Here is a 26,158-nt window from a genome sequence, read left to right on the forward strand (position 1 = left end):
TTAGCGATACTGACCGGCGTACTTCTCCACTTTCGAGAGATTCCCTGCCGTGATGAAGCCGGGGCCCGAGCTGATGTGGCGGGGCCCGTACACGGGCGTCACGCCGTATTCCTCAAAGCGCGCGGCGGCCTTCGGATCAGCCTTTAGCGCCGCTTGAACCGAATCCGCCGTAGCGGCGCCTCGCGCGCGATCCGCCTTCATCCTCACCATCACCGCCACGGGGATGTAACCCTGCAGAAAGGGCTGCTGATCGATTGCGAACTGCACGGTGCCGGCCTTGATGGCGCGAGCAATATCGTCGGACAAATCGAACGTGGCGAACCAGATCTTGTTCGTCAGGCCGGCCTTTTCCAGCAGACGCAGGGTGGGGCCTGCGGCATCGGGCCCCAACGCCAGAATGCCTTGGGTGTCGGGGTGTTGGCGCAGATACGCGGACACCTTGGACTCCACCGCGCTGGGATCGACACCACCCGTATCCAGCGTGCTGGCGCGGAAATCAGCACCGATTGCGTCGGCAAAGCCCTTGCAACGCTCGAAGGACACCGGGTTCGTGGCGTAGTGGTTGACACAAAGGAAACGCTGTACACCGGCCGCTTTGGCACGCAGGCCCGCGGCGTGACCGGCGTCGTACTCGGGTTGCCCTACATGCATGATGGCGCCCAGCCGCTCGGACTGTTCCGCCGACCCGGAATTGATGGTGATAAGCGGAATGCGCTTGGCGCGAACTTTTTCCAACGCGCGCTGCAGTACGTTGAAGTCAGCGATGGTCACCATCACGCCGTCATAGTTGGCGGCGGCCGCCTGTTCGATCAGCCGCGCCATTTCAGCGATATCCCCGGTGGCGGGATTGCGGTAATCCACCTGCACCCCGTAATCGTCCCCCGCCTGCTTCAACGAGTTCTTGATGACGTTCCACCAGGAATCGGAGTCAGGCGCATGGCTGATCAAGACGTATTTGTCGGCCACCGCTGGCGTGGCGCCCGCCAGCACTGCGCTGAACATGAAGGCGCTCAGGGTGAGTTTGAGCCTGCGGTGCAGCGTCGGTCGCGGGTACGTCATCTGTCTTCTCCGTGCGGCGTTGCGGCAAGAGGGCGGGCTTGTGTTGTCAAACCCGTCCCGTCCGGCGTCTGGCCGATCAATGTGCGAGCCATGATAGGCCAGGATAGAAATTAATTTGTCATCGAAAACCCTATGGAAATAATTTTCTAAATATTCTTAGCGCTTTCTATAATTCTTTCTATCGCCTCGCCTCAAAGACCCCGCCCGAGCCGCCATGCCGAAATCCGTGCCCAAGACCTGCCCGTACACCACCGTTGCACAATTCCTTAGCGATATCTCGCAGCAATATCCAAGCCTCAGTCGACAACTCAAGGCGGTGGGCCGGTACATCGAGCAAAATCGCGACCATGTCGCCCTGGACCGCATCCAGGACATGGCAGAGCGATGCTTGGCGCAACCGTCGGCGATCGTTCGGTTCGCCAAGCATTTCGGGTTTTCCGGATTCACGGACATGCAGCAGCTGTTTCGCGATGGCATGGCGCAGCAAATTGCGCCGGGCCGCAGCTATCAGGACCGAATCCGAGACCTGATTGAATCCACGCCCGAAAAACTCTCGTTGTCGACCTTGTCGCACGAGGTCATCGGCGGGGGCATCGCCAGCCTGGAAGCCCTGTCGCGTGACCTGGACCCGCGCGCCTTCGACGCGGCGGTAAGCCTGCTGGAAGAAGCGCCCGCCGTGTGGATCGTGGCATCGCGGCGCTCATTTCCGGTGGGCGCGTATCTGGCCTATGCGCTGCAACACACTAGCAAGGCGGTGCATTGGATGAGCGGAGTGGGCCACATGCAGGAAGGCCAGCTACGCGGCTTGGGCGCGCGCGATGTGATGATCGCCATTTCGTTCATCCCCTATGCCGATGAAACCGTTGCCACCGTAACGGAAGCAGTGGCCCGCGGCGCTCGCGTCATCGCCATTTCCGACAGTCAAATGAGCCCGATCGCGCAGGCGGCCACCGCCACCTTGGTCGTTCAGGAAAGTTCCACGTTCGGGTTTCGGTCCCTGACCAGCACCATGAGCCTGGTGCAATCCCTGTTTATCGCGCTGGCGTACAAACTGGAATTGAGGTTTGACGCCAGCGAAACCGGCGCCGCGCAAGCGCGTGCCAGCCCCTGACCCTTTTCGCGGAGGTTGCACAATGAAAGTCGCACTTTTTGGCGCTGGACGTATTGGCGCCATCCACGCCGCCAACCTGGCCGCCATGCCAGGCCTGACATTGGCGACGGTGTGCGATCCCGCCACGGGCCTGGCGGATGCGCTGGCCGACAGGCATGGCGCGCGCCGAGCAAGCGAACAAGATGCCTTGCGCGACCCCGACATCCAGGCAGTGCTGATCTGCTCATCCACCGACACGCACAGCGACCTGATCATGCGTGCCGCGCAGGCCGGCAAACACGTGTTTTGCGAGAAGCCGGTGGACTTGTCCACCGAACGCGCGGTTCGCTGCCAGGACGCCGTGGCAGCGGCAAATGTCCGTTGCATGATCGGCTTCCAACGCCGCTTCGATCCCACCTTCGCCTCTGCCCGCGATCGCCTGGCGAACGGGGCGATCGGGACGCCGGAAATGCTGATCATCACCAGTCGCGATCCCGGCGCGCCCAGCCCCTCTTATGTGAGGCAATCGGGCGGTATTTTTCGCGACATGCTGATCCACGACTTCGACGTCTTTCGCTGGTTGTTCGGCGAAGAGGCCACGATGGTCCACGCAACCGGCTCCTGCCTGACGGACCCGCGCATTGCCGAGGCCGGCGATATCGATTCCGCCGCGGTGACACTGCGCACGGCGAGCGGCAAGCTGTGCCAGATCAACGCGTCGCGCCGGGCCGCCTACGGCTACGACCAGCGCTTCGAAATACTGGGGTCCGACGGCTTGCTGGCCTGCGGCAACCATCGCCCCACCGAGGTCGCGCATTGGACGGCAGCGGGCCTCAACCATGACTTGCCCGAACCCTTTTTCCTGCAACGCTACCGCGAAGCCTATCGCCTGGAATTGGACCATTTCTTCACGCAGCTGAGCACGGGCGGTTCGATCAGTACCACGATCGCCGATGGCGTCGCCGCGCAACGGCTTGCAGATGCCGCCGCGCAATCCCTGTCCACCGGCCAGCCGGTCGCACTTTAAGAGACCCACCATGAGCACCGCAACAGCCGCTTTGCGTGTCGGTATCGCCGGCCTGGGCCGGCTTGGGCGCAGACACGCCGAAAACCTGGCGCTTCATACGCCTGACTGCGTCTTGACGGCCGCGTGCAGCCCCGTCCAAGCCGAACGCGCGTTTGCCGGCGCCAAGCTCGGCGTACAAAAAACTTACAGCGATTTCAACGCCTTTTTGCGCGACCCACATGTGGACGCCATCGTGTTGGTCACGCCCACGTCGATGCATGCGGACCAAGCCATTGCCGCGCTCCAGGCCGGCAAACATGTCTTCATCGAGAAGCCGCTGGCGCTTGATGTGGCGGACTGCCTGCGGGTCGAAGCGGCCGCATCGGCCCGGCCCGATCTGATCGCCATGGTGGGCTTCGTCAGGCGCTTCGACCCCAGCCATGCCCGCGCCTTCGACAGTGTTCAGCAGGGCGATATCGGCAGGCCTTTTCTCGTGCGCTCTCAAACCTGCGACCGCCTTGACCCGGACGGGGCCTTTCTTGCCTTTGCGCCCACGTCGGGCGGGATTTTCATGGATTGCAGTGTGCATGACATCGATCTGGCGCGCTGGATGCTGGGCAATCCCAAGGCCACGCGCGCGTTCGCCAGCGGCACCATCGCGGTTCACGAGGGCCTGGCCGCCATGGGCGATGTGGACAACGGTATGGCCATTGTCGAATTCGAGGGTGGCGCCCGTGCGGTGTTCTATGCCTCGCGCACGTTCCTGCATGGACACGAACAACACACCGAAATCATCGGCACGCAGGGCAAGCTTCTCATTGGACAAGGCGCGCCGCGCGACCACATCGTGCGCAGCGATGGGCAAGGCGTCCGCCATCAGGCCACAGGCGATTTCTTCGAACGGTTTTCGGACGCCTTCCGGCACGAGCTCGCGGCGTTCGTGGATGCCTGCCGCAGGGGCGCCATCTCGCCGCTGTCGCTGCAAGACGCCACCGAAGCAACCCGTATTGCCCGCGCCGTCACGGCATCGCTGCACCACGGCCAGCCTCAGGACATAGCGCGATAAGGGCGGTCGGCGAGCCGATATCCATGAGCCGGCCGCTGACCTTACAAACGCGGCAATATTCATTACAATGCAGTCCCTGCGCGTGCCCCGGCACGCCGTGCCGGTGTAGCTCAGTTGGTAGAGCAGCTCACTTGTAATGAGAAGGTCGAGGGTTCGATTCCTTTCACCGGCACCATGAACACCCTGTAGTTTCCAAAAAAAGCCCGACGATCTCTCGTCGGGTTTTTTTATTCCGGGCGCCAGGAAACGCCGCCCCCTATCCCAGCGGCGGCAGCATGTTGAACAGCAGCACCATCAGCAGGCCCACCACCGCCACGATCGACTGCACGACCGAAATCGTTTTTGTCGCTTCGCCCATCGTCATGCCGAACGATTCCTTCACCATCCAGAAGCCGGCGTGGTTGGCGTAGTTAAAGAACAGCGAACCGCAGCCGATCGATAGCGCCAGCAGGGGCAGGTTCAGCGTGGGGTCGGCGCCGGCCAGTGGGGCCAGCAGGCCCGCGGCGCCCACGATGCCGACGGTTGCCGAGCCGGTGGATACCGATAGCAGCATGGCGATCAGCCAGCCCAGGATCAGCGGCGGGAAGGCGAACTGGTGTGTCAGGTGCACGATGGCGTCGCCCACTTTGGCGCTGGTCAGCACCTGCTGGAAGGCGCCGCCGCCCGCGATGATCAGCATGATGCCGGCAATGGGCTTCAGGCTCTTGCCCAGGCCGTCGCGCAATTTCTCGGCGTCACCGCCACGCATGAACACCAGCGTGACCGCGGCGAACAATACGCCCAACAGCATGGCCACCAACGGATTGCCCAGGAAGGCGGCTACGTGCATCAGGCTGGAATCCTTGGGCAACAGCATCTCGGCCAGGGCGTGCACCAGCATCAGCAGCGCGGGCAGCAGGGCCGCAAGCACGCCCAGGCCCACGCTGGGCGCAGCGGTAGCCGAGCCATTTTCCGGCGTGACGGTGAACTGTTCCAGCAGCGCCTCATCGGGGCGCGTCGTCATGCGGGGCGTGATGAAAGCCCCATATAGCGGGCCGCCCAGCACCATCGCGGGCAGCGCGGCCAGAAAGCCGTAGATCATCGTGGGGCCCACGGTGGTCTTCAGGGTTGCAATGGCGGTCAGCGGGCCGGGATGCGGCGGCACCATGCCGTGCATGGCGGCCAGCGCGGCAATGACGGGCACGCCCACATAGACGTAAGCCGACCCCTTGAAGCGTTCCTGGCTTTCCAGCTTGCGCGCCACGCTGAAGATCAGCGGCAGCATGACGACCAGACCCACTTCAAAGAACATGGGAATGCCGATGACAAAAGCCACCAGCGTCATGGCCCACGGAATCAAGCGCACCGAAGTGCGCCGCAAGATGGCGTTGGCCAGGCGTTCCGTCGTGCCGGAATCCGCCAGGATCTTGCCCAGCATCGCACCCAGCGCGATCACCACGCCCACCGCGCCCAGCGTTTTGCCGGCGCCGTCGGTCAGGTTTTTAACGATGGCAACCGGCGACATGCCCGTTGCAAAACCCACACCGATCGAAACGATCAACAGCGCCAGCAGCGGATGCATGCGAATGCGCGAGACGATGAGGGCGACCAGCACCAAGACGCTCACCAGGGCGGTGAGCAGCAATTGAATGTCAAACGAAGACATGGATTAACCCAGTAAAGACGAGAGAGGTCGCGAACCTTCTGGGTGCCATGATAAGGGATCGGCAAGCCGCGCGCCCCGCGCCTTGCCGCGCCCCAGCGCTCAGTCCGGCTTGATCCCCGCCGCCTTGATGACCGCGACATTGCGCGCCAGTTCGCTGTCGACCTTGGCGCGGAACGCCGCCGGATCCTGGTACGTGGCGTCGAAACCCAGCTCTTGCAGCTTGGCGCGGGTATCGGGTTCGGCCATCACCGCCTGGATCTCCTTGGACATCCGATTGACGATGGGCGCGGGCGTGCCCTTGGGCATGACGACACCAAACCAGGTTTCGAAGTCATAGCCCGACACGCCGCTTTCCGCGACGGTGGGCACCTCGGGCACCAGCGTTGACCGCGCGCTGCCCGTCAACGCCACCGCTCGCGCCTTGCCCGCCTTGATCTGCGGCAGGCTGGCTACCAGCGTGTCGATCGACAGCGGGATCTGGTTGCCGATCAAATCCGTCATCGCCGGCGCACTGCCGCGATAGGGCACGTGCAACAGCTTGGCGCCCGTGCGTTGGGCCAGCGATTCTCCGGCGATATGCGGCGTGGACCCATTGCCAAACGAACCGAAACTAAGCGCCTGCGCGGCCGACTTGCTGGTGATGTCCGCCACCGTGCCGATGCCGGATTGCGGATTGGTCAGGATAACGAACGGCGTGCTGCCCGCCACGGCGACGTATTCGTAGCTTTTGACGGGGTCGTAGTTCAGGTTTGAATACAGCAGCGAATTCAGCGTGAAGGTGGGCGCGCCAGTGATCATCAGCGTGTAGCCATCGGGCGCCGCGCGTGCCACGGCCACCGCGCCGATGCTGGTGTTGGCGCCGGGCTTGTTCTCGATGACCACTGTCTGGCCCAGGCGCGCACCGAGTTTGGCCGCGAACAGGCGGCCGATCACATCGGTGGACCCGCCCGGCGGAAACGGCACCACCAAGGTGATGGGCTTGGACGGATACGTGTCGGCCGTGGCTAACAGCGGCGTGGCGGCCAGGACGCACAGGGCCAGCGCGCGCGATATCGTTTTGTTCATGGATTTCCCCTTGTATTGTTGAATTGCTCAGTCGGGCAGCACCGGCGCGCGGCGCCAATGCTGTGTGGCGGATTCGAAGGCGTGCGCCAGTTGCAGCAGCGCGTGTTCCTGGCGATAGCGTCCAACGATCTGGATGCCTACCGGCAAGCCCTCTTCGGTAAAGCCGCATGGCACTGAAATCGCCGGGTGGCCGGTCAGCGACAGGTAATAGCCGGACCGCATCCAGTCGATGTAGTTGTGCATCGGCGTGTCGTCGATATGGCTGACCGTTTCTTCTTGCACCGGAAAGGGCACCACCTGGCTGACCGGGCCGATCAGGAATTCATGCGTCTGCATGAAGGCGTGCATGCGGGCGAACAGGGCCGCGCGGTCGCGTTCGGCCTGCACAACGACGGCGGGCGCTTGGGTCAGGCCCAGTTCGATGTTCCAGATCACCGTGTCCTTGAGCAGATGCCGATGCTGGCGCAACGCGGCCTCGTAGCCGATCGCGAAGACCTGGGCGCGCAAGGCCTGGAAGGCGTCGTTGGCCCCAGTGAAGTCGGGGCAGGCCTGCTCAACCTTCGCACCCAGATCCGCGAAGACCGGCAACTGGCTTTCCAGTACCTGCAATACGTCGCGCTGCACGGGCAGACCGCCCCACCTGGGCGCGTACGCGATGCGCACGCCCTTGAAGTCGCGCTCCAGGCTGGCCAGGAAACGCGCGGGGTCCTGATCGACCGCCAAGGGATCGCGTGCGTCCGGTCCGGCCGTGGCCGCCAAAAGCAAGGCCACATCGGCCACCGTGCGCGCCATGGGGCCCGCCACCGTCAACGCGTTATAAGGGCTGGCCGTGGGCCATTGCGGCACGCGGCCGGGCGAAGGACGCAGGCCGACCACATTGCAGAAGGACGCGGGGTTGCGTAGCGAGCCGCCCATGTCCGTGCCGTCGGCTAGCGGCGTCATGCGCGCGGCCAGCGCAGCAGCCGCGCCGCCGCTGCTGCCGCCCGCCGTCATGCGCAAATCGTAAGGGTTGCGGGTGATGCCGAACACCGCATTGAAGGTCTGCGAGCCCGCGCCGAACTCCGGCAGATTGCTCTTGCCCAGCGTGATGGCCCCGGCGGCGCGTTCCCGCGTGACGATCAAGCTATCGCGCTCAGGCACGAAATCGCGGTACAGCGGCGAGCCGTAAGTGGTGCGCATGCCGGCCGTCAGAAACGAATCCTTGTGCACGATCGGCAGGCCGTGCAGCAAACTCAGCGCGTCCCCCCGGGCTTGGCGTTCGTCCGCCAGCGCGGCGCGAGCCATGGCTTCTTCCGCGTCCACGGTCACGATGGCGTTGACGTGGGGGTTGCACGCATCAATACGCGCCAGGTGGGCCGCCATGACGTCACGCGCGCTGGCGTGGCCGGCGGCGATTTCGGCGCGCAGCGCTACGGCGCTCACCTCGCAGAGCGATGAAGAATGCGTCATGGGGAAGGAAAACGACGTGGAGTGTGGGCGTTCATGTGTATTGCTATGCGATACAAAGTATTGAATAATCAACTTTATAGTGGCTATTCGCCCCCCGGACAATTCGGGGAAACTAGCGTCGGACCCGTCTTGAATCCTTGCCGGGCCCGCGCGCCATTGCCCGTTCTCGCCCGCGTTCCCCCCGATCTCAGCCATGACGACACGCATCGCACACCCGACCAACACTGCCACGCCCGACGCGGACGACCCGCTGTTTGTCGCGTCGTTGGAAAAAGGAATGCGCGTGCTGGACGCCTTTCGGGACGCCACGGATTCCCTGGGGTTGACCGATATCGCCACGTTGACCGGCTTGGGAAAAAGCGCCGCACAGCGCTTCGTGCACACCTGGGAACGCCTGGGCTATCTGGCCAGGGACCCGGTATCTCGCCGCTATCGCCTGGGTCCCCGTGTGGTTGAGCTGGGCTACTTCTTCTTGCGCAACGACCGGCTGGTGTCGATGGCCGCGCCGCATCTGGTGGCGCTGCGCGATCGCTGTGGGCTGGCCGTGCACATGAGCGTGCTGGTTGCAACCGACATGATCTATCTGCTGCGCCTGCCCAGCCGTCAGCTGACGCTGGCCGAGATGCTGCCGGGTCGCCGCATGCCCGCCTGGTGCAACAGCGGCGGGCGCATGCTGCTGACCCAGCAGGACGACGACACCATCTTGCGGGCGTTGCATCAGGCGCCGCCGCGCGCGTTTACGCCGCGCACAGTGACCGACCCGGCCGCCTTGCTGAATTTGATCCGCCAGGCGCGCGCTGACGGCTACGCGTTGACCGAAGACCAGGTGCTGCAAAACCAGGTTGGGGCGGCCGTGCTGTTACGCGACGCGCGTGATGTGCCGCTGGCCGCGATCAGCGTCAGCGCGCCGCGCCACGACTACCCCGGCGACCGCCTGCTGCGCGATATCGTGCCGCAACTCTTGCGCACCGCCCACGCGATTCAGCACGCTTGAACAGAATTTCTGTGGCCGCTTTGCATTCTTTCGATTTTTTGTGCATAATTCGGCCCCTCTACCTGTTCCCCGATAGCTCAGTCGGTAGAGCGACGGACTGTTAATCCGCAGGTCGCTGGTTCGAGCCCAGCTCGGGGAGCCAAAATTTCAGCAGTGCATGCCGTATCCGCACCGCTTGCAGTACCCCTAAAAAAGCCCGCAACTTGTTTGCGGGCTTTTTGCATTGGGGCGTGCCGTCTGCATGCCTGAGCCAAGAGCGCGTAGGATAATCGCGCATCCCTGTCGACGGCCTTGTCTTGCCCCACCATGCGATCCACGCGATCCCTGCCTGCCCTGGTTTCCCTGCGCGCTTTTGAAGCGGCCGCGCGCCGCTTGAGCTTTTCGCTGGCCGCGCAGGAACTGTTCGTCTCGCAAAGCGCGGTCAGCCATCACATCCAGCGGCTGGAAAGCGAGTTAGGCGTGGCGCTGTTTGAGCGGCGCACGCGAGCCGTCGCGTTGACGCCCGCTGGCCAGGCCTATTTTGAACACGTGCACGCGGCCTTCGAGCTGTTGCGGCAGGGTACGGACCAGCTACGCGCGCCCGCCGCCGCGCGCGTAACGCTGAAGGTGGGCTTGCTGGCCTCGTTCGCCACGCGTTGGCTGGCGCCTCGCCTGCCCGCATTCGCCGCCGCGCATCCCGACATTGAATTGCAGTTGCTGCCCGACATCGGCTTGGCCGACGTGGCCGGCGGCGACGTGGACGTGGCCATACGCTATGGCCGCGGCTCTTGGCCCGGCGTGGCCTCGCGCCTGCTCATGACCGAGCAACTGTCGGTTGTTGGCGCCCCCCAGCGCATCGCCGGCCGCAAGCGCCCGCGCACGCCTGAAGATCTGTTGCGCCATCCGCTGCTGACCTCGCACGCCAAACAGCCTTTTGAATGGGATGCGTGGGCGCGCCGCTTCGGCATGGACCTGGGCCGTGCCCAGACGGTGCGCTTGCATGACTACAACATCGTGGTGGAAGCCGCCCTGGCGGGGCAGGGGCTGGCCATGGGTCGGCACCGACTGATCGCACCGCACCTGGCCAGCGGCGCGCTGGTGCAGGCGCTGCCCGGCGCGATGTTGGAAGATCCGCGCATCGGCTGGTGGTTTGTCGCGCCACGTGGCGCGTTGCAGCCCGCCGCAGCCGCCTTGCGCGACTGGCTGACGGACGCGGCGCAAACGGACGAGCCGGCTTTCCTCGCGACGCATTAGTTTTACTCATGTGTCGCCGACAAGAATTGATTGGTCAGGCGGCGGCGCGGCCGATAGCATCAGGGCCTGCGTTACGCTTTTAAAGCGGCCTTGGAGTCCAGCGGTTTGGGGCTTCCCGCTTTTGACTCTCTGACATTTCACAGGACATCCGCTATGACCCGTACGATCTCCGGCCGCGTGGCCGAACTGGGCTACACCCTGGAAGCCGCCGCCGCGCCCGCCGCCAACTATGTGCCTTTCGTCCTTGAGGGCAATCTGCTGACCATCTCGGGCCAGATTTCGCGCAAGGGTGGCAAGCCGCAATACCTGGGCCAGCTGGGCAACCAAGTGTCGGATGCCGACGGCGTCGAAGCGGCCCGCTTGTCCGCCCTGGGGCTGCTGGCGCAGATCGCCGCCGCCACGGGCGACCGCCTGGACCGCGTGGCGCGCATCGTGCGCCTGGGTGTCTTCGTGGCCAGCACGCCGGATTTCAACCGCCAAAGCGCCATCGCAAACGGCGCCTCCGACCTGATGGTCGAGGTGTTCGGCGACGCCGGCCGCCATGCGCGCAGCGCTGTGGGCGTGGCGTCCCTGCCGCAAGGCGTGTCGGTGGAAATCGAAGCCGTCGTCGCCCTGACCCCCGCCTGAGTTCCGCGCCCAACGGAATCGACCATGTCCGCCCCCCTGACCGCCGCCACCATCCAGTCCCTGCGCGCCCAGACGCCGGGCGTCCAAACCAGCGTCCATTTCAATCACGCCGGCTCGTCGCTGCCGTCCTCCGGCACGTTGCACGCCATCCACGAGCACCTGCAACGCGAGGCCACGCTTGGCCCCATGGAAGCAGGGGTGGCCTCGCGCGCGTTGACCGAAAACGCGCGCACGCTTGCCGCGCAGCTATTGAACGCGCAGCCCGATGAAATTGCTTTGACCACCGGCAATTCCGCCGGTTGGGGCGCGGCCTTCGCGGCGCTTGGCCCATGGCGACCCGGCGACCGCATCCTGGTTGGTCGTCATGAATGGGGGGGCAACCTGGCCGCCATGCGGCTGCACGCCGAACGTGCGGGCGCTGTGCTCGAAACCATAGCGTCGGATGACAGCGGTTGCGTGGACCCCGACGCGCTGGCTGACAGGGTGGACGACCGCGTGCGCCTGATCGCGCTGACCTGGATGCCCGCCAATGGTGGCCTGATCAACCCGGCCGCCGCCATCGGCCGCGTAGCGCGCCGGCACGGAATTCCTTACTTCGTGGACGCCGCGCAGGCAGTCGGGCAATTGCCCATCGATGTCGCCGAGGTAGGCTGTGACGTCTTGAGCGGCGTGGGGCGCAAGGCGTTGCGCGGCCCCCGAGGCACGGGCCTGTTGTATGTGCGGCGCCGCTTCCTGGACCAGTTGACGCCCGCCTTCATCGACACCTATTCCGCGCCGCTGGATGCCGACGGCCGCCCCGTGTTGCGCGCCGACGCCGGCCGCCTGGAATCGGCCGAGAACTCCTTGGCGCTGCGTTGCGGCCTGGCCAATGCGTTGCAAGAAGCACTGGCGCTGGGCCTGGGTTCGATCCGCGCCACGCTGGACGCCACCGCCCAGCGCCTGCGCACCGAACTTGCCGCCATCCCGGGGCTGACGGTGCTGGACCAGGGGCGTGAAAAATCCAGCCTGATCTCGTTCAACCTGCAAGGGCGAAACGCCGCCGACGTTCAGCGCGCGCTGGCTTCAGCAGGCGTGACGATCGGCAGCAATGGCGTGCCGTACACGCCGCTGGACATGCAGGCGCGTGGCCTGGCTCACATTGCGCGGGTGTCGGTCAGCCCGTTGACCAGCGACAACGAGATCGATCGCTTGCTGGACGCCCTGCGCGACGTGGCGCGCGCGGCGCCGTAGCGCCTGGGCCAGGGCCTGGACCTGGACCTGGACCCCCAACGATTACCCCTCAGCCTTCATCCCGCCACGCGCCGCATGAACGGCGTCCACTTGGTGAATACAAGCAGGTTGCCCACCATCACCAGCGCCAGCCCCAGCAGCGCCGGCGGCGTCCACTGGTAGCCCTCGGCCACCGTGGACACGCCCAGCGCCACCACCGGAAACAGCACCGTGCAGTACGCGGCGCGCGCGGGCCCCATGCGCCCCACCAGGGTCAGGTACGCCGTAAAGCCGATCACAGACCCCGGAATCGCCAGGTAAAGCAGGGCGCCGACGTACTGCTCGGACGTGTCGAACCGAAACGGCAGGCCTGCCAACAAGCAACCCGCCAGCAGGATCGTCGCCCCGTAGAACATGCTGTAGGCGTTGCCGGTCAACGGCCGCACGCCAGCGCGTTGTTGCAGCGACGACAGCATGTTGCCCGTGGAAAAGCAGAACGTGCCCAACAGCGCAAAACCCAATCCCAACAGCGTTTCGTGACTGGCCTCCTGACCGGCAAGCTCGGGCCAGAACAGCAGCACCAGACCCGAAAAGCCGATGGCGCCGGCCAGCATCACGCGCGGCGCGACACGGGTGCCGAACCACAGGCGGGCGTTCAACGCGTTCCACAGCGTAGCCGCCGAAAACACCACCGACACCAGACCACTGGGAATCCACTGCGTAGCCGTGTAGAAGCACAGGAAATTCAAGCAAAACAGGCACAGCCCCTGGCCCACGCACAGCCCATGCCCACGCCGATCCAGTTTCTGTAGCTTGCGGCTCAGCAGCAGCATCGCAAACAGCACCAGGGCCGCCAGCGCGAAGCGGTAGAAGATCGATACCGGAATGGCCACCACGCCCAATTGCAGCTTGATGGCGATCCAGGTCGTGCCCCAGATAACGACGGTCAGGAAATACAGGAAGAGATTCACGGTGCAATCGGCAAGGAAAAAGGGACGCGGTACGCGCGGCGATGGCCGCTTGTCTGGCCGCCAGTGTGCGCCGGCGGCGGATGGCGAGATTGCCGGATCTTGCGGTTTTTATGCCGCCTCGCGCGCGGCGCGCGCGGGATCGCAGTAGCATTTCGCTTCTATGGGAATCGTCGCTTCGGCCCCGGCCGACTTCTCCGTCTTTCGCACCTTGTCGCGTTCCACCGCCACGCTGGAACGCGCCGCCGCCCTGGGCGAAGGCATCGCCATTTCGCAATGGGCCCGCAGCGCGCGCGAAACGCTGGGCTACGACACCCCCGGCCACCACACGCTGTCGCTATACCTGCATGGCGGCGACAAATCGTTCCGTGTAGGCCGCGACACGCTGCACGGCGGCGCCGGCAAGTTCTGCGTGCTGCCGGCCGAACACTATTCGCGCTGGTGCATGAACGACACCGTGCATTTCCTGCACCTGTACATTGCGCCCGAACGCCTGGCACGCGAAGCCGTCATGCGCCTGGATTGCGAGCCGCGCACGCTGGAATTGCGCGACCGCACCTACATCCAGGACGAATCGCTGATCGACGTCTGCCGGCAACTGCTGGGCACCGACTGGGCGCAGCCCGCCGACCGCCTGGCCGCCAGCAGCGCGGCCGAAACGGTGTTGCACCATCTGCTGCAACAAGGCGTGGCGCGCAAGACGGTGCAGCCTTCGCGCGGCGGGCTGGCCCCGGCCGTGCGCCGGCGCATCATGGATTACATCGACGCGCACCTGCATGCGCCCTTGACGCTGGACGAGCTGGCGGGCGTGGCCGCCTTGTCCACCTACCATTTCGCCCGCATGTTCCACACCTCGTTCGGCGAACCGCCGCATGCATGGGTGCGGGCGCGGCGGCTGGCGCATGCGCGCGGGTTGCTGGCAAGCGGCAAGGGCGACCTGGCCGGCGTTGCCCAGGCCAGCGGCTTTGGCAATGCCAGCCACCTGTCACGCGTGTTTCGCGAGGCCGTCGGCGTCACGCCCGGCCAATACCGGCAGGCCCGGCGCCAGCACTGAACCGGCGTCGCCGGACCTTACGGGCCGATGGAGTGCGCCGAATGCGCCAGGTGCGCCAAGGGTGCAGGTCTACAATGTCGCATCGCCCTTTGCGGCCTTACACCGCGGTCCGTCCGCGCCGCCTACCAACGCGATGCCGCCTTCGACCTCTCGCGCTTTTGACCTGCCGACCGGCTCTGCCGGCCACCGCCCGTTGCGCGCGCACTGGCTGGCCGAACTCATCCGCCTGCGCGAAACCCATTGGGGTCCGCTGGACGACGCCGATGCCGTGCGCCGCGTACGGCAGTTGGACACCGATCTGCCTGCGCGCATCCTGGCCCGCGCCGACCTGCTTGCACAGCGCGAGAATCTTGGCCCGCTGGTGGATGGCTGGCGCCGCAGCGCGCAGGCGATTCTGGCGGCGTTGTTCGTGCTGGCCCTGATGTCGGGCATCGCCGTGGCGCTGGGCGCGTTGGGCGACGGCACGCGCCCGGTCAATGTGCTGTGGGCGCTGGGCGCATTGCTGGGCTTGCATGCGCTGACCTTCCTGCTGTGGCTGGGCAGCTTTCTGCTCAAGCCCACCGCCGCCACCGGCCTGGGGCGGCTATGGCTGTGGGCCACCCGCAAGCTGGCGCGCGGCCCCGACAGCGCGCTGGTGCCGCAGGCCTTTTTGAATCTGCTGGCGCGCGCGGGCGCCTTGCGCTGGCTGTTCGGCGCGGTCAGCCATCTGCTGTGGTTGACCGCGCTATGCGCCGCGCTGGCCGCCTTGCTGGTGGTGCTGTCCACCGCCAGTTACCGCTTTGTCTGGGCCACCACGCTGCTGGCGCCCGACACCTTCGTCTGGCTGACGCAAGCCATCGGCTGGTTGCCGGCGCACCTGGGCTTTGCGATGCCGGACGCGACGGTCATCCGCGCCAGCGACGGCAGCCAGACGCTGTCCGCCGACGCGCAGGTGCAATGGTCGTTGTGGCTGATCGGCGTCGTCGTGGTCTACGGCATCCTGCCTCGGCTGCTGGCTGCCGCGCTTTGCGTGGCCGCCACGCTGCGGGCGCTGGGTCGCTTGCGCATCGACCCCTTGCTGGCAGGCTTTTCTCCCTTGCGCGACCGCCTGGAACCCGCCGCCCAGTCCACCGGCATCGACCGCCCGGTGGATGCGCTGCACCAACCGCGAATGCAGTCCGCGCCGCTGTCCGGCCTGGCGGGGCAGCCCGTGCTGTTGGGGTTGGAACTGCCGGGCGACGTGGCCTGGCCGCCCGCCAACCTGCCCGCTGCCGTGCAGATGGCGGGCAACCTGGACACGCGCGAAGAGCGCAATCGCGTGCTGGACGCGCTGGCCCAAGCGGCCGCATCGCGTTTGCTGATCGCCTGCGACGCGCGGCAAACGCCGGATCGCGGCACCCTGTCGCTGATCGCCGAACTATCCGCCCACGCGGGCCATACGGCCGTCTGGCTTATCGCTCCGCGCGCAAGCGGTGATCAAGACGGCGGTGATGGCAATAACAATTCCGAAGGCGGCAGCGACGCCAGCCGCAATAACGCCAACAACAACACCCGCGCCGCACTGTGGCGTGAACGCCTGCTGGCGCTTGGCCTGCCCGCCGACGCCATCTTGCAAACGCCCAACGCGCCGCTGACGTGGCTACAGGCCCACCATGGCTGACGACATTATCAAGATCGCGCTGGTCGGCCACACCAACACCGGCAAGACCTCGCTGCTGCGCACCCTGACGCGCGACACGACCTTTGGCGAAGTGGCCGACAGCCCCGGCACGACGCGCCACGTCGAAGGCGCGCGTTTGCGCCTGGATGGCCGCGCCGTGCTGGAATGGTTCGACACCCCCGGCATGGAAGACAGCATCGCGCTGCTGGAATACCTGGAACGCCTGGACCGGCCCGATGAACGGCTGGACGGTCCGGCGCGCATCCGGCGTTTTCTGGATACACCCGAGGCGCACGGCCGCTTCGAGCAGGAAGCGCGCGTGCTGACGAAGATGCTGGAGTGCGACGCGGCCTTGTACGTGATCGACGCGCGCGACCCCGTGCTGGGCAAGCATCGGGACGAGCTCTCCATTCTTGCGGCCTGCGGGCGGCCCTTGCTGCCGGTGCTTAATTTCGTGAATGCGCCCGCCCACCGCGCGGATGAATGGCGCGGCGCCATGGCGCGGCTGGGCCTGCATGCGGTTGTGGAATTCGACACAGTGGCCCCGCCGCTGGATGGCGAGCAGCAGCTGTACGCCAAGCTAGGCGTGCTACTGGACCGCCATGCCGGTGCGCTGGCGCGCTTGTCCGACAGCCTGTCCGCGCAACGCCGCGAACGCCATGCCGCCGCCTACGAGCTACTGGCCGATCTGCTGATCGACGTGGCGGCGCTGCGCCTGGCAAGCCCCAGCGACGACACCGCGTTGGCCGCTGCGTCCAGCCAGTTGCGCGACCACGTGCGCCAACGCGAACAGACCTGCGTGAACGCGCTGCTGGCGCTCTACAACTTTCGCGCCGCTGACTTCACCGACGACGCCTTGCCCTTGCAAGGCGAACGCTGGGGCATGGACCTGTTCCACCCCCAGGCGCTCAAGGACATGGGCGTACAGGTGGGCATGGGCGCTGCCGCCGGTGCCATGGCCGGCGCGGCGGTCGACTTGCTTAGCGCGGGCCTGAGCCTGGGCACCGGCATGCTGATCGGCGCGGCGGCGGGCGGCTTGTGGCAGGGCGTTGAAAAGCTGGGCAAGCGCGTGGCCGGCAAGCTGCGCGGCTGGCGCGAGATCAGCGTCGACGATGCCGTGCTGCGCTTGCTGGCGCTGCGCCAGCGCCAATTGATCGACGCGCTGGAACGTCGCGGACACGCCGCGCGCGAGCCATTGAAACTAGCCCTTCCGGATGATGAGGCCTGGCGCAAGGGCCCTTTGCCGGAAGCCTTGAAGGAAGCGCGCAGCCGTCCGGAATGGTCCGCGCTGGGCAAGCATTACGAAGACAGCGACCGGCGCAAACGCACGGTCCATGAGCTGGCGCGCACGCTTGCCGCATCTGCCGCATCGTCCGGCCCGGCCATCGAATAGCCCGTCATTGCGCAGTGCGCGGCGCCCCCATTTGCACCGCGAAAGTGCACCATTCCAGGCGGACGGCAAGCGCGGACTAACCCCAATCCAAACCGATTGACGCTTAAACGAATGCGTCTATAAGATTCGATCTGCATCGGCGCGGGCCTGCCCCCGCCATGACAATCACAAGGGGTTGGATCTATCGTGAAGTCGAAGTCCTCTGCAGTGATTCCCGGCATCGCCTTTCACGGCCTGCGCGCGGTACGCCCCGCGTGCCGCGCCACCCCGCACCGCCTTTCGTCGTAAGCAGCAACGCCATGCCCCGGAACCCGTTGGGGCTGGGGCCCTGTCACTTCTGTCGCGCAATCCGCGCACCACACGGAGCATGAGGGCTATGCGTACTTTTCCTCACTTGAAGCAAGCTGCGCTGGCGACCGCCATTGCCGCGTCACTGGCGTTCAGCGCCGGCGCGGCCGCCAAGACCTTTCACTGGGCGTACCAGGGCGACGCCACCTCGATGGACCCGATGGCGCTGAACGAGACGTTCACGCTGGGCTTCCAGGGCAACATCTACGAAACGCTGGCCGGCTATGACGGCAACCTGAAACTGACACCGCTGCTGGCCGAAAGCTGGGAAAACCCCGAGCCCACCAAATGGGTCTTCAAGCTGCGCAAAGGGGTGAAGTTTCATGACGGCTCGCCGTTCACCGCCGACGACGTGATCTTTTCCTGGAAGCGCAGCCTGACGCCCGGTTCGGACATGAAGGGCTACGGCGCCAAGGCATCCGACATCAAGAAAGTCGACGACTACACCGTCGAAGTCACCACCCCCACGCCCAACCCCATCCTGCCGCGCGAATGGGTGTTTCTGTACATCATGAGCAAGACCTGGGCGGAAAAGAACAAGACCACCGAAGCCACCAACGTCAAGGGCGACAACCAGGGCAACTACGCCAATTTGAACGCCAACGGCACCGGTCCGTTCATGCTGGTGTCGCGCCAGCCCGATGTGAAGACGGTGCTCAAGCGTTATGACGGCTACTGGAACAAAGACATCAAGACCAACGTCGATGAAGTCATCTTCCAGCCGATCACCCAGGAAGCCACGCGCGTGGCCGCGCTGATCTCGGGCGAAATGGACTTGGTGCAGCCTGTGCCCGTGCAAGACTGGAAGCGCCTGGAAGACGCCAAGGGCGTCAAGCCGCTGACGGCGCCCGAAGCGCGCGCCATTTTCATCGGCATGGACCAGGACCGCGACGAACTGCTGTTCTCGGACGTCAAGGGCAAGAACCCGTTCAAGGACGCCAAGGTGCGCGAAGCCGTCGTGCTGGCCGTGGACACCAAGGCCATCAACGACAAGATCATGCGCGGGGCGGCCAAGCCGCTGGGCTCGTTGGTCGCCACCGCCATCAACGGCTACGCGGATTCGTATGGCGCGCCGTACAAGCCCGACCCCGAACGCGCCAAGAAGCTGTTGGCCGAAGCGGGCTATCCGAAGGGCTTCACCGTCACCATGGATTGCCCCAACGACCGCTACGTCAACGACGAAAAGGTCTGCCAGGCCGTGGCCGGCATGCTGGCGCGCGTGGGCATCAAGATCAATCTGCTGGCGCAGACCAAGTCCAAGTACTTCGGCAAGATCCTGCTGCAAGCGGGCAACCAGACCAGCATGTACATGCTGGGTTGGACGCCCAGTTCCACCGACGCACACAACGCGCTGCTGAATCTGGCGGCGTGCCGCGATGCGAAGACGGCGGCCGGGCAGTTCAACCTGGGCGGCTACTGCAATAAAAAGGTGGACGATCTGACCAACAAGATCGGCGTCGAAACTGATCAGACAAAGCGCAACGCCATGATCAAGGAAGCCTTCGAGATCGTGCGTAGCGACTACGGCTATCTGCCCTTGCACCAGCAGCCGATGTCGTGGGGCGTGAAGGACAACATCAAGGTGATCCAACGCGCCGACGACGTGCTTGACCTGCGTGACGTGGTGTTGCCGTAACCGCCTGACCCACACCTATCTGACTAGTTGAGCCCCGGATGGCGCAAGCCGTCCGGGCGCGCCCGGCCCAGCCCCGGTTCCGGCTGTCAACGGAAACGCGGCCCGGCGTTATCTGCAAACGAGGGCACCCGATAATGCTTTCCTTTATTGCGCAACGGCTTATCCAGTCGGTGCTGGTGATGTTGACGGTGGCGCTGATCGCGTTCTCCATGTTTCGCTATGTGGGCGACCCGATCGCCAGCATGGTAGGCCAGGACACCACCCCTGAACAACGCGCGCAGTTGCGCGAACAGCTGGGCCTGGACGACCCCTTTGTCGTGCAGTTCGCCCGTTTTGTCGGCAACGCCGCGCACGGCGACTTCGGCATTTCGTACCGGCAGCGCCGCCCCGTCAGCGAGCTGCTCGAAGAGCGCATGCCCGCCACGCTGGAACTGTCCTTCGTGTCCGCCGTGATGGCGCTGGCGCTGGGCATTCCGATGGGCATCTACACGGCGTTGCGCCGCCACGGCGTGCTGTCCAAGGCGTTCATGGCGTTGTCGCTGGCCGGCATCTCGTTGCCCACCTTCCTGATCGGCATCCTGCTTATTCTTGTGTTTGGCGTGCAGCTGCGATGGCTGCCCAGCTTCGGACGCGGCGACGTGGTCAGCCTGGGGTGGTGGACCACCGGCTTTCTGACCAAGTCCGGATGGCTGGCGTTGATCATGCCGGCCATCACGCTGGCGCTGTTTCAGATGACGCTGATCATGCGGCTGGTGCGCGCAGAAATGTTGGAAGTGCTGCGCGCTGATTTCATCAAGTTCGCGCGGGCGCGCGGCCTGCCTGAACGGCTGATCAACTTTCGCCACGCCTTGAAGAACACGATGGTACCGGTCATCACGATTACCGGCCTGCAATTGGGCTCGATCATCGCGTTCGCCATCATCACCGAAACCGTGTTCCAGTGGCCAGGCATGGGGCTGTTGTTCATCCAGGCCATCAGCATGGTGGACATCCCGGTGATGGCGGCCTATCTGGTGCTGATCGCCTTCATGTTCGTGGTCATCAACCTGGTCGTCGACCTGCTGTATTTCGCCGTGGACCCGCGTCTGCGCGTGCAGAGCAAGTAAAGGAATCAACATGATTGCTCGCATCGCTCCCCTGTTTGCCCGCGCGGCCGACAGCGATATCTGGCACAGCTTCAAGCGGTCGCCAGGCGCCATCATCGCCGCCATCGTGACGCTGGCCATCCTGCTGGGCGCGCTGTTCGCGCCCATCATCGCCCCGCACAACCCCTTCGACCTGGCATCGCTGTCCATCATGGACGCCAACACGCCGCCCGCCTGGGAAGAGGGCGGCAGCCCGGACTTCGTGCTGGGCACCGACGACCAGGGCCGCGACATTCTTTCCGCCGTGTTGTACGGCTCGCGCGTGTCGCTGCTGGTGGGGTTTGCATCGGTACTGTTTTCGATGGTGCTGGGCGTGACGCTGGGCCTTATCAGCGGCTACGCCGGCGGCCGCATCGACAGCTTCATCATGCGCATCGCGGACGTGCAGTTGTCGTTTCCGGCCATCCTGGTGGCGCTGCTGATCGACGGCGTGGCGCGTGGCGTCTTGCCGCGCGACATGCACGATCAACTGGCGCTTTACGTGCTGATCTTCGCCATCGGGATTTCGGGCTGGGTGCAGTACGCGCGCACCGTGCGCGGCTCCACGCTGGTCGAACGCAACAAGGAATATGTGCAGGCGGCACGGCTGATCGGCATCGGCCCGATCACCATCCTGCGCCGCCACATCCTGCCCAACGTCATGGGCCCCGTGCTGGTCATTGCCACCATCCATTTGGCGATTGCCATCATCACGGAAGCCACGCTGTCGTTCCTGGGCGTGGGCGTGCCGCCGACGGCGCCGTCGCTGGGCACGTTGATTCGTATCGGCAACAGCTACCTGTTTTCGGGCATGTGGTGGATTTCTATTTTTCCGGGCATTGCGCTGGTTGCGCTGGTGCTATCAGTCAATCTGCTGGGCGACTGGCTGCGCGACGCGCTCAACCCCAAGCTGCGCTGAGGACGTCATGGCCCTGTTGAACATTGAAGACATCCGCATCGAATTCCCCAGCCGCCGTGGCACGCTGGTCGCGGTGGACGGCGTATCGCTATCGCTGGAAAAGGGCGAAATCCTGGGCGTGGTCGGCGAGTCCGGCGCGGGCAAGTCCACCATCGGCAACGCGGTGATCGGCCTGCTGGAAGCGCCCGGTCGCTTGGCCGGCGGCTCGGTGCTGCTGAACGGCGAACGCATCGACACGCTGACGCCCGCGCAAAAGCGCATGGTGCGTGGCCGCCGCATCGGCATGATTTTCCAAGACCCGCTGACGTCGCTGGACCCGCTGCAAACGGTGGAAAGCCAGCTGGTGGAAACCATGCAGGTGCACCTGAACCTGACGCATGCGGAAGCCAGGAAGCGGGCGGTGCAATTGCTGGTGCAGGTTGGCATCGACCAGCCGGAACTGCGCGTCAAGCAATATCCGCATCAGTTCTCGGGCGGCATGCGCCAGCGCGTGGTGATTGCGCTGGCCTTGTGCTGCGAACCCGAAGTCATCATCGCCGACGAGCCCACCACCGCGCTGGACGTGTCCATTCAGGCGCAGATTCTTGAGCTGTTGAAGAAGCTGTGCCGCGAAGAGCAGGTCGGCATGATCATCATCACGCACGACATGGGCGTGATTGCCGACGTGACCGATCGTGTGGCGGTGCTGTATCACGGCAAGCTGGTCGAACAAGGCCCCACCACCAAGATCCTGGGCGACCCCGATCATCCCTACACGCGCAGCCTGATATCGGCCGTGCCGCGCCCGGACATCAAGCTCAAGCGTTTTCCGCTGGTCACGTATATCGAAGACGTGAAGACGCCGTCGCAACCGCTGGACCTGGCCACGCATTGGCTGGGGCAGCGGCGCGACTTCGGCGCGCAAACGGATGGCCCCTTGGTGCAGGTGCGTGACCTGTCCATGCGCTTCGTGCTCAAGAGTGCGCTGCTCAAGCGCAACCAACGCACGCTGGACGCCGTCAAGCGCGTGAACTTTTCCATCGGCGAAGGCGAGGTGTTCGGACTGGTGGGCGAATCCGGCTCCGGCAAGTCCACGGTCGCAAGGCTGATCTCGGGCTTGTACACGCCGTCGGAAGGCTCGGTTACGTTCGGCGGCACCGACCTGACGGCGCTCAAGGGCGAGAAACAACTCAACCCGTTCCGCCGCCAGATCCAGATGATTTTCCAGGACCCGTTTTCGTCGCTGAATCCGCGCATGCGCGTGCTGGACATCATTGCCGAACCGATCCGCTTTCATAAGCTGGCGGCATCCGAGGCCGAAGCGCGCCGCATCGTGGCGGATCTGCTGGACGTCGTGGGCCTGGGCGACCGCGCCGCCGAACGCTTTCCGCACGAATTTTCGGGCGGTCAACGCCAGCGCATCTGCATCGCCCGCGCGCTGGCCACGCGCCCGCGCTTTTTGATCTGCGATGAGCCCACGTCCGCGCTGGACGTATCGATTCAAGCGCAGATCCTGAATCTGCTGAAAGACCTGCAAGAAGAATTGGGCCTGACCATGCTGTTCATCAGCCACGACCTGCCGGTGATTCGCCAGATGTGCGATCGCGTCGGCGTCATGCGCTATGGCGAATTGCTGGAAGTGGCGGAAACGGAAACGCTCTTCCAGCAGCCGCAACACCCCTACAGCCAGCACCTGCTTGGCCTGATGCCGCGCCTGCAAACTATGTCCCGCGAGGGGCTGGATGTGGTCGAAGGCTGACGGCGAAGCGCAACCGGAGCAAGACATGACGGCGACACGACAGACTCTTTTCATCGGCGGCCTGGTATTCGATGGCGAGGGCAAGGTATTGCGCGACCACGGCGTGCTGGTCGAAGACAAGCAGGTGGCGCGCGTGGCGCCGGCCGGCGCGTTCGAAGGCTATGCGGGGTTGCAGATCAACACCACCGGCATGACGCTGATGCCCAGCCTGGCTGACTGCCATGTGCACCTGGTCTACACCGGCGGCGCCGACCCCAACGCCTTGCTCAGCAAGCAGGGGCCCGCGCAGATCACGCTGACCGCGCTGGAAAACGCGCAAGCCAGCCTGCGGGGCGGCGTGACCGCCTTGCGGGATTGCGGCGGCAAGGACTACCTGGAATTCGGCGTGCGCGACGCGATTGCGCGCGGCGTGTTTCCCGGCCCCACCATCAAGGCGTCCGGCCGCATCATCTGCATGACGGGCGGGCACGGCAACCGCATCGGCCGCGTTGCCGATGGGGTTGATGACGTGGTCAAGGCCGTGCGCGAACAAGTGCACGCGGGCTGTGACCTGGTGAAGATCATGGCAACGGGCGGGGTGATGACGCCCGGGGTCAGCCCGATGGACGCGCACTACAGCTTCGATGAACTGAAGGCGGGCGTGCACGAAGCCAAGCGCTTTCGCAAAAGCACGGCCAGCCATGCGCAAGGCACCCAGGGCATTCTGAACGCCGTGCGCGCGGGCATCGATTCCATCGAACACGGCATCTTCATGGACGACGATTGCCTGCGCGAAATGCTGGAAGCCGAAACCTATCTGGTGCCCACCATCGCCGCCGTGCGCAACATCATCGCCAACGCGGACAACGGCATTCCGGCGTACGCGGTGGAGAAGGCGCGCGCGGTGGAACAACGCCATCGGGAATCGTTCCAGATGTACTACAAGGCCGGCGGCCGCATTGCGATGGGCACGGACGCGGGCACGCCGTTCAACCTGCACGGCGAAAACGCCATGGAGCTGGCGTACATGGTGGAGTTCGGCATGACGCCAGTCGACGCGCTGATCGCCGGCACGTCGCGCGGCCACGACCTGATGGGCTTGACCCAGCACGGCGTCATCGCCCAGGGCAAGGTGGCCGACCTGCTGCTGGTGCAAGGCGACCCGACCGAAGACATCCTGAAAGCGGCCGACAAGCGCTTTCACGTGGCGGTGCTGCGCAACGGCGAACTGGCGGCGGGTGCGTTGCCGTTCTGATCCCGGCACGGATACGACAACAAAAAGCCGCCGCGCCCAACGGCGCGGCGGCTTTTTTACTTTGGCAACGACCGGGGTCGTGTGCTCGTGGTGTGCGCCTTAGCGCGCGCCACCCATCGCGCCGCTCATCACCATCATCAGGAACTGTTCAACCGGCATCTTCTTGCCGTTGAAGTCGACTTGGCCGTCGGCGTAGTTCACGTAGGTGACGATGTTGTTGTTTTCGACCTTGGCAACGCCCATCGCGGCAGCCATGGTGCCGACCATTTCGGCCTGGCCCTTGGCGGTTTGCACGGCTTGTTCGGCCGGCACGCCACGCATTTGCGGTTCAACGGCCATCAGGTCGCTCAGGTTGCCCTTGGACAGCACCAGCTTGGCATCCAGCTTTTTCACGGCTTCGGTCAGCGTGTCGGCCACTTCGCCGTCCATCGAGGCCGGCTTGGCAAAGTCCAGGTTCAGGTTGAACGTGGACGTGCCGTTGGCGGTGCGCACTTCAAGCGGCGACACGGCCAGCGTGGGGTTGCCCGCCAGAATCTGCGCCACGTTGGTCTTGATGACCTGCTGCTCTTCAGCGGTGAACTGCGGCAGTTGTTCCTGGCCGTTGCTTTGCATCATGCGACGCGAGGCGGCTTCGTAGACGTCGTTCAGCGCCTTGAACGCCTTGGAGTCCAGCTTCTGCACGTCCAGCGCCAGCTTCAGGCCGGCAACGTCCTTGGCTTGCACGTTGATCATGCCGAAGTCCAGGGCCATCTTGGCGCCCATGGCGGGGCCGTTCTCGGTCATGTCGACGGCGATCGACGTGTCCTTGAACTGAACCGGCGGCTTTTCCTTGGACGTGATGGTCCAGTCCTTGAGCGTCAGCTTCTGGCTGCCCACGTACATGTCGTTGGACGCCGGCGTCATGTCGCTGGTCAGCGAAATGCCTTGCAGGGCCATGCTGACGATGTCGCTGTTTTCGCTCTGGCCGGACAGCACCAGCTTGTCGGTCTTCAGGTCGAAGACGCCGTGCTTGTTCGACGTCGTGTAGTCGACGTTGCCCGTCATGCCCGAGAACGACAGGCTGGTGTCGCCCTTGGTGACGTCGGCGGGGGCCAGGTTGAACTTGCCGGTGATGTTCTTGGCGTAGCTGACGCTGTAGTGACCCGACAGCGGCGTTGCGCCCTTGGTGGCGGCGAACCATTCCTTGACGGTCGGCGTCTCTTCAATGACAAAGTCGCTGGCAACCATGGCCGGCGCGAACGAGCCGGACTTCAGGTTCGACAGCGGCAGGGGGCCGTGCGACAGGTGTTCCACAAACAGCACGTCGCGATCTTGCGCGGGCTTGCCTTGTTCGGCCGGCGTGGTGAACTTCACGCGGTAGCGGGCGGTGGACGAAAACACACCGCGCTCGAACGACACCAGCTCCACAGCGGAGGCGATGCCCCACTGATCGCTGAACTTCTTCAGTTCAACATTGGCCTCGCCAATGGACTGGTTGACGAAAGCCTCGGCCTTTTGGCCCGTGTACCAGGCGGTGCCGGTCCACGCCGCGCCCAGAACGACCACGAGGCCCACGATTGCCGATTTCTTCATAGCGACCCTTTATTCTTCAAATGGATAGATGCGCAGCGATTATAGGGAGAGCGCCCTAGGGAAAACACGTATTTGGTTCATAAGCGCTGC

The 26,158-nt window shown here is 64.9% G+C and carries 21 protein-coding genes and 2 tRNA genes; 17 read left to right on the forward strand and 6 right to left on the reverse strand.

Annotated elements, in window-relative coordinates; genetic code table 11:
• On the reverse strand, window positions 1–1,002 hold the full coding sequence (locus tag V6F88_RS09350) for a sugar ABC transporter substrate-binding protein (RefSeq protein WP_332610223.1): 1,002 nt from the start codon (window positions 1,000–1,002) through the stop codon (window positions 1–3).
• 271 nt (window positions 1,003–1,273) lie between these two features.
• Here V6F88_RS09350 and V6F88_RS09355 point away from each other — a divergent pair, with 271 nt between their 5' ends.
• The 4 genes from V6F88_RS09355 to V6F88_RS09370 all read left to right on the forward strand — a co-directional run bounded on the left by V6F88_RS09355 (window position 1,274) and on the right by V6F88_RS09370 (window position 4,396).
• Window positions 1,274–2,170 carry a MurR/RpiR family transcriptional regulator gene (locus V6F88_RS09355; protein ID WP_332609091.1) on the forward strand — a complete coding sequence of 299 codons (897 nt, stop codon included), beginning with the start codon at window positions 1,274–1,276 and terminating at the stop codon, window positions 2,168–2,170.
• Between the two features lie 22 nt (window positions 2,171–2,192).
• Window positions 2,193–3,176 (forward strand): inositol 2-dehydrogenase, encoded by a 984-nt coding sequence (gene iolG, locus V6F88_RS09360; RefSeq protein WP_332609092.1) that lies wholly within the window; start codon window positions 2,193–2,195, stop codon window positions 3,174–3,176.
• Window positions 3,130–4,221 (forward strand): Gfo/Idh/MocA family oxidoreductase, encoded by a 1,092-nt coding sequence (locus V6F88_RS09365; RefSeq protein WP_332610226.1) that lies wholly within the window; start codon window positions 3,130–3,132, stop codon window positions 4,219–4,221. Before iolG ends, V6F88_RS09365 begins: the two co-directional genes overlap by 47 nt.
• Before the next feature lie 99 nt (window positions 4,222–4,320).
• Window positions 4,321–4,396: transfer RNA gene (locus V6F88_RS09370), tRNA-Thr, on the forward strand.
• 81 nt (window positions 4,397–4,477) lie between these two features.
• On the opposite strand, the gene V6F88_RS09375 is transcribed toward V6F88_RS09370, so the two are convergent.
• From V6F88_RS09375 to V6F88_RS09385, 3 genes are all read right to left on the reverse strand, one after another.
• On the reverse strand, window positions 4,478–5,866 hold the full coding sequence (locus V6F88_RS09375; protein ID WP_332609094.1) for a GntP family permease: 1,389 nt from the start codon (window positions 5,864–5,866) through the stop codon (window positions 4,478–4,480).
• 99 nt (window positions 5,867–5,965) lie between these two features.
• On the reverse strand, window positions 5,966–6,931 hold the full coding sequence (locus V6F88_RS09380; protein WP_332609095.1) for a Bug family tripartite tricarboxylate transporter substrate binding protein: 966 nt from the start codon (window positions 6,929–6,931) through the stop codon (window positions 5,966–5,968).
• 27 nt (window positions 6,932–6,958) lie between these two features.
• Window positions 6,959–8,380, reverse strand: a complete 1,422-nt coding sequence (locus V6F88_RS09385; protein ID WP_332609096.1) for an amidase — start codon at window positions 8,378–8,380, stop codon at window positions 6,959–6,961.
• A 193-nt stretch (window positions 8,381–8,573) separates the two neighbouring features.
• Between V6F88_RS09385 and V6F88_RS09390 the strand changes: the two genes are divergently transcribed.
• From V6F88_RS09390 to V6F88_RS09410, 5 genes are all read left to right on the forward strand, one after another.
• The gene (locus tag V6F88_RS09390) at window positions 8,574–9,374 is read left to right on the forward strand and encodes an IclR family transcriptional regulator (protein ID WP_332609098.1); all 801 of its coding nucleotides are present in this window, start codon (window positions 8,574–8,576) and stop codon (window positions 9,372–9,374) included.
• A 66-nt stretch (window positions 9,375–9,440) separates the two neighbouring features.
• A tRNA-Asn gene (locus V6F88_RS09395) sits at window positions 9,441–9,516 on the forward strand.
• A gap of 164 nt (window positions 9,517–9,680) precedes the next feature.
• Window positions 9,681–10,607: a LysR substrate-binding domain-containing protein gene (locus V6F88_RS09400; protein WP_332609100.1), complete on the forward strand. Its 927-nt coding sequence runs from the start codon at window positions 9,681–9,683 to the stop codon at window positions 10,605–10,607.
• 153 nt (window positions 10,608–10,760) lie between these two features.
• The gene (locus tag V6F88_RS09405; RefSeq protein ID WP_332609101.1) at window positions 10,761–11,234 is read left to right on the forward strand and encodes a RidA family protein; all 474 of its coding nucleotides are present in this window, start codon (window positions 10,761–10,763) and stop codon (window positions 11,232–11,234) included.
• A 24-nt stretch (window positions 11,235–11,258) separates the two neighbouring features.
• On the forward strand, window positions 11,259–12,464 hold the full coding sequence (locus tag V6F88_RS09410) for an aminotransferase class V-fold PLP-dependent enzyme (RefSeq protein WP_332609102.1): 1,206 nt from the start codon (window positions 11,259–11,261) through the stop codon (window positions 12,462–12,464).
• A gap of 56 nt (window positions 12,465–12,520) precedes the next feature.
• On the opposite strand, the gene V6F88_RS09415 is transcribed toward V6F88_RS09410, so the two are convergent.
• Window positions 12,521–13,414 carry a DMT family transporter gene (locus V6F88_RS09415; protein ID WP_332609103.1) on the reverse strand — a complete coding sequence of 298 codons (894 nt, stop codon included), beginning with the start codon at window positions 13,412–13,414 and terminating at the stop codon, window positions 12,521–12,523.
• A gap of 160 nt (window positions 13,415–13,574) precedes the next feature.
• Here V6F88_RS09415 and V6F88_RS09420 point away from each other — a divergent pair, with 160 nt between their 5' ends.
• From V6F88_RS09420 to V6F88_RS09455, 8 genes are all read left to right on the forward strand, one after another.
• On the forward strand, window positions 13,575–14,465 hold the full coding sequence (locus V6F88_RS09420) for an AraC family transcriptional regulator (protein ID WP_332609104.1): 891 nt from the start codon (window positions 13,575–13,577) through the stop codon (window positions 14,463–14,465).
• A gap of 133 nt (window positions 14,466–14,598) precedes the next feature.
• Window positions 14,599–16,104 (forward strand): DUF2868 domain-containing protein, encoded by a 1,506-nt coding sequence (locus tag V6F88_RS09425; protein WP_332609106.1) that lies wholly within the window; start codon window positions 14,599–14,601, stop codon window positions 16,102–16,104.
• Window positions 16,097–17,497: a GTPase/DUF3482 domain-containing protein gene (locus tag V6F88_RS09430; protein ID WP_332609108.1), complete on the forward strand. Its 1,401-nt coding sequence runs from the start codon at window positions 16,097–16,099 to the stop codon at window positions 17,495–17,497. Before V6F88_RS09425 ends, V6F88_RS09430 begins: the two co-directional genes overlap by 8 nt.
• Before the next feature lie 376 nt (window positions 17,498–17,873).
• Window positions 17,874–19,481 carry an ABC transporter substrate-binding protein gene (locus tag V6F88_RS09435; RefSeq protein ID WP_332609109.1) on the forward strand — a complete coding sequence of 536 codons (1,608 nt, stop codon included), beginning with the start codon at window positions 17,874–17,876 and terminating at the stop codon, window positions 19,479–19,481.
• A 134-nt stretch (window positions 19,482–19,615) separates the two neighbouring features.
• Window positions 19,616–20,587 (forward strand): ABC transporter permease, encoded by a 972-nt coding sequence (locus V6F88_RS09440; protein ID WP_046803920.1) that lies wholly within the window; start codon window positions 19,616–19,618, stop codon window positions 20,585–20,587.
• Between the two features lie 10 nt (window positions 20,588–20,597).
• Window positions 20,598–21,524, forward strand: a complete 927-nt coding sequence (locus V6F88_RS09445) for an ABC transporter permease (RefSeq protein WP_332609111.1) — start codon at window positions 20,598–20,600, stop codon at window positions 21,522–21,524.
• Between the two features lie 7 nt (window positions 21,525–21,531).
• On the forward strand, window positions 21,532–23,262 hold the full coding sequence (locus V6F88_RS09450; protein WP_332609113.1) for an ABC transporter ATP-binding protein: 1,731 nt from the start codon (window positions 21,532–21,534) through the stop codon (window positions 23,260–23,262).
• A gap of 25 nt (window positions 23,263–23,287) precedes the next feature.
• Entirely contained in the window at window positions 23,288–24,496 is a 1,209-nt protein-coding gene (locus tag V6F88_RS09455; protein WP_332609115.1) for a metal-dependent hydrolase family protein, read from the forward strand.
• Between the two features lie 99 nt (window positions 24,497–24,595).
• Here V6F88_RS09455 and V6F88_RS09460 read toward each other — a convergent pair whose 3' ends face one another.
• Complete coding sequence (locus V6F88_RS09460; RefSeq protein ID WP_332609117.1) at window positions 24,596–26,068, reverse strand: YdgA family protein; 1,473 nt, start codon at window positions 26,066–26,068, stop codon at window positions 24,596–24,598.
• Between the last annotated feature and the right edge of the window lie 90 nt (window positions 26,069–26,158).

The organism is Achromobacter sp. ESBL13 (assembly GCF_036668755.1).
In the GTDB taxonomy this organism is placed as follows: Bacteria; Pseudomonadota; Gammaproteobacteria; order Burkholderiales; family Burkholderiaceae_B; genus Achromobacter.